Source organism: Neisseria sp. P0009.S007, from assembly GCF_051962515.1.
The window spans coordinates 1-4,362 of sequence record NZ_JBQCVF010000116.1 but is presented as its reverse complement, the minus strand read 5'-3'; the positions used below and the strand labels follow the sequence as shown (position 1 = coordinate 4,362).

Below are 4,362 nucleotides of genomic sequence, written 5' to 3'. Positions count from 1 at the left end.
GCCGTCAAAGAAGCCCTGCGCGTTGCCGAAGCGCAAGTTTACGGACAAAGCCTCTGCCGCGACTTGGGCAATGCCGCACCAAACGAATGTACGCCTGAATTCCTCGCGCGTACTGCCAAAGCCGAAGCCGAAAAACTGGGCGCACACGCTAAAATCATTGAAAAAGACTACATCAAAGAAAACATGGGTTCGTTCTGGTCTGTCGCCAAAGGCAGTGTCGAAGATCCATATTTGGTCGAACTGAGCTATTTCGGTGCGGCCGACAAAGAAGCCGCGCCTGTGGTATTGGTCGGCAAAGGCATTACCTTCGACACCGGCGGCATTTCCCTCAAACCCGGCCTGAACATGGACGAAATGAAGTTCGACATGTGTGGCGCGGCAACCGTCATCAGTACCTTCTGCGCCGCCGTCAAACTGCAACTGCCGATCAACCTGATTGCCGTCGTCGCCACCTGCGAAAACATGCCTTCCGGCGCGGCAAACAAACCGGGGGACGTCGTGAAAAGCATGAAAGGCTTGACCATCGAAGTGTTGAACACCGATGCCGAAGGCCGTCTGATTTTGTGCGACGCGCTCACTTACGCCGAACAATTCAAACCCAAAGCCGTTATCGACGTCGCCACCCTGACCGGCGCGTGCATCATCGCCTTGGGTCATGACGTCAGCGGCGTGATGGGCAACAATCAAGATTTGGTCGATAGTCTGCTGGCCGCTTCCCGCAACGTGGACGACAAAGCATGGCAACTGCCGCTCTTTGAGACCTACAAAGACCAACTCAAATCCAACTTTGCCGACATTCCAAACATCGGCACGCCGGGTGCAGGCACGATTACCGCCGCAACATTCCTGTCTTACTTTACCGAAGACTATCCATGGGCACATCTCGACATCGCAGGTACCGCATGGAAATCCGGCGGTGAAAAAGGTGCGACCGGCCGCCCTGTTCCTTTATTGCTGAACTATCTGCGCAATGTGAAATAAATCTTGGGGGAAGCCTGCGAGGTTACACATTTCAACCCCGCAGGCCGTCTGAAAACGGAATCCGCATTATCTGACTCAACCTGACAAACGGAGAACCACCATGAAACCACTATTTGCCGCATTATCTGTTGTCCTTCTGCTCGGCACATCCATAAACGCTCAAGCTGCCGAACAAACCACCCCCACCGACCGCAGCATCCAAGTGTACAAAAAAGTCGACTTAGCTGAATGGAACCGCGAAAACGCAGCCGGAGGCCAAGGCCCCTTGCTCGGCAGCTTTGCCTTCACGCGCCATCAAACCGCCGACCAAGACGCATTCAAAGAAATCGGCTGGCTCACATTACCACCGGGCGCTTCCATCGGCCAACACAAACATACCGGCAATGAAGACGTTTACATCATCGTATCCGGCAAAGGCCTGTTTACTGACAGCGAAGGCAAACAAACCGAAGTCGGCGCCGGCGACATTACCATCGCCCGCCCCGGCCAGTCCCATGCGCTCAAAAATATCGGCAAAAAGCCGTTGGTATTCTTGGATTTGATTGCCGAGACCGCCGGCGCTAAAGCCGCCGAAACCAAGTAATGCTTTCAATGAAAGCAAACAATCTGCCATGACTTTCTGCCTTGCCCAAACCAGGCAGTAGAGAGATTGTTCCGTTTTCATTTAAACCTAGATACAAGCTAAAGGCCGTCTGAAAACCACGCTTCGTTTTCAGACGGCCTTTTTTTCTCAAAAATCTTATCATATAAACAATGAAATGTTATATAATAACAGCCTTTCGAAATATGATGAGAAACTAAAATGACACAAACCACACTCAAACCCATTGTTTTATCTATTCTTTTAATCAGCACCCCCATCCTCTCCCAAGCGCATGAAACCGATCAGTCGGTTGACTTGGACGAGGTTACCGTCGTCGGCAAAAGCCGTCCGCGCGCCACTTCGGGGCTGCTGCATACTTCGACCGCCTCCGACAAAATCATCTCCGGCGATACCTTACGCCAAAAAGCCGTCAACTTAGGCGATGCTTTAGACGGCGTACCGGGCATTCATGCCTCGCAATACGGCGGCGGCGCATCTGCTCCCGTTATTCGCGGTCAAACAGGCAGACGGATTAAAGTATTGAACCATCACGGCGAAACGGGCGACATGGCGGATTTCTCTCCCGACCATGCCTTGATGGTGGACAGCGCCTTGTCGCAACAGGTCGAAATCCTGCGCGGCCCAGTTACGCTCTTGTACAGCTCGGGCAATGTAGCCGGTTTGGTCGATGTTGCCGATGGCAAAATCCCCGAAAAAATGCCTGAAAACGGAGTATCGGGCGAAGCCGGATTACGTTTGAGCAGCGGCAATCTGGAAAAACTCACGTCCGGCGGCATCAACGTCGGATTGGACAAAAACTTCGTGCTGCATACCGAAGGGCTGTACCGCAAATCGGGCGATTACGCCGTACCGCGCTATCAAAAAGAAGAAGGCCGTCTGAAACGACTGCCCGATAGCCATGCCGATTCAAAAACCGGCAGCATCGGTCTGTCTTGGGTTGGCGATAAAGGGTTCCTCGGCGTGGCGTACAGCGACCGTCGCGACCGCTACGGCCTGCCTGCCCACAGCCATCTCTACGACGACTGCCACGCCGACATCATCTGGCAGAAAAGTTTGATTAACAAACGCTATTTGCAGCTTTATCCGCACCTATTGACCGAAGAAGATGTTGATTACGATAATCCGGGCTTGAGCTGCGGCTTTCACGACGACGATAATGCACACACCCATGCCCACAACGGCAAACCGTGGATAGACCTGCGCAACAAACGCTACGAACTCCGCGCCGAATGGAAGCAGCCATTCCCCGGTTTTGAAGCCCTGCGCGTACACCTAAACCACAATGACTACCACCACGACGAAAAAGCAGGCGATGCAGTAGAAAACTTCTTCAACAACAAAACACACAACGCCCGTATCGAGTTGCGCCACCAACCCATAGGCCGTCTGAAAGGCAGCTGGGGCGTGCAATATTTGGGACAAAAATCCAGCGCGCTTTCCGCCATTCCCGAAACCGTCCAACAACCGATGTTGATTGACAACAATGTGCGCCATTACAGCTTTTTCGGTGTAGAACAGGCAAACTGGGACAATTTCACGCTAGAAGGTGGCGTACGCGTGGAAAAACAAAAAGCTTCCATCCAGTACGACAAAGCATTGATTGATCGGGAAAACTACTACAACCAGCCCCTGCCCGACCTCGGCGCGCACCGCCAAACCGCCCGCTCGTTCGCACTTTCGGGAAACTGGTATTTCACGCCACAACACAAACTCAGCCTGACCACCTCCCATCAGGAACGCCTGCCGTCAACGCAAGAGCTGTACGCACACGGCAAACACGTCGCCACCAACACCTTTGAAGTCGGCAACAAACACCTCAACAAAGAGCGTTCCAACAACATCGAAATCGCGCTGGGCTACGAAGGCGACCGCTGGCAATACAATCTGGCGCTCTACCGCAACCGCTTCGGCAACTACATTTACGCCCAAACCTTAAACGACGGACGCGGCCCCAAATCCATCGAAGACGACAGCGAAATGAAACTCGTGCGCTACAACCAATCCGGCGCCGACTTCTACGGCGCGGAAGGCGAAATCTACTTCAAACCGACACCGCGCTACCGCATCGGCGTTTCCGGCGACTATGTACGAGGCCGTCTGAAAAACCTGCCTTCCCTACCCGGCAGGGAAGATGCTTACGGTAACCGTCCTTTCATCGCACAGGACGACCAAAACGCCCCTCGCGTTCCGGCTGCGCGCCTCGGCTTCCACCTGAAAGCCTCGCTGACCGACCGTATCGATGCCAATTTGGACTACTACCGCGTGTTCAATCAAAACAAACTCGCCCGCTACGAAACACGCACACCCGGACACCATATGCTCAACCTCGGCGCAAACTACCGCCGCAATACGCGCTATGGCGAGTGGAATTGGTACGTCAAAGCCGACAACCTGCTCAACCAATCCGTTTACGCCCACAGCAGCTTCCTCTCTGATACGCCGCAAATGGGCCGCAGCTTTACCGGTGGCGTAAATGTGAAGTTTTAAAATCGGATAGGCAAACAAAAAAGGTTTTCAGACGGCCGTCTGAAAACCTTTTTTCTTGTTTTAACCAATCATTTAAAACTGACTATTAATCTTTCAACACATCTTGCACAGCCGCTTGAATTTTAGCCGCTGCTGCTTCGATTTGCTGCTGTTCGGTAGATTGGCTTGCCACTGTTTCAGCCGGAGTCGCTTGTGGAGCTGGCGCAGCTTGTTGAGCTGCGGCTTTAGGCTCAGATTCAGTTTGCGGCGCAGTCAGCGGCAAACGCGCCAATACAGTGCTGACGCCGGTA

The 4,362-nt window shown here is 53.3% G+C and carries 3 protein-coding genes and 1 pseudogene; 3 read left to right on the top strand and 1 reads right to left on the bottom strand.

Annotated features, from left to right (window positions below; translation table 11 throughout):
- The 3 genes from ACTHS3_RS09755 to znuD form a co-directional block, all read left to right on the top strand.
- On the top strand, window positions 1-981 hold a 981-nt coding region (locus ACTHS3_RS09755), incomplete at its 5' end, for a leucyl aminopeptidase (RefSeq protein ID WP_440367848.1).
- A 100-nt stretch (window positions 982-1,081) separates the two neighbouring features.
- Window positions 1,082-1,564, top strand: coding sequence for a cupin domain-containing protein (locus ACTHS3_RS09750; RefSeq protein WP_004519283.1), 483 nt, complete (start codon window positions 1,082-1,084; stop codon window positions 1,562-1,564).
- A 219-nt stretch (window positions 1,565-1,783) separates the two neighbouring features.
- Window positions 1,784-4,072: a TonB-dependent zinc receptor ZnuD gene (gene znuD / locus ACTHS3_RS09745; RefSeq protein ID WP_004519280.1), complete on the top strand. Its 2,289-nt coding sequence runs from the start codon at window positions 1,784-1,786 to the stop codon at window positions 4,070-4,072.
- Window positions 4,073-4,157: 85 nt separating this feature from the next.
- On the opposite strand, the pseudogene ACTHS3_RS09740 reads toward znuD, so the two are convergent.
- Window positions 4,158-4,362: pseudogene (locus tag ACTHS3_RS09740) on the bottom strand (phosphatidylserine decarboxylase); the annotation flags it as partial.

Coding starts and splice junctions, on each gene's coding strand:
- znuD (WP_004519280.1), top strand. CDS start 1,784: ATGACACAAACCACACTCAAACCCATTGTTTTATCTATTCTTTTAATC.
- ACTHS3_RS09750 (WP_004519283.1), top strand. CDS start 1,082: ATGAAACCACTATTTGCCGCATTATCTGTTGTCCTTCTGCTCGGCACA.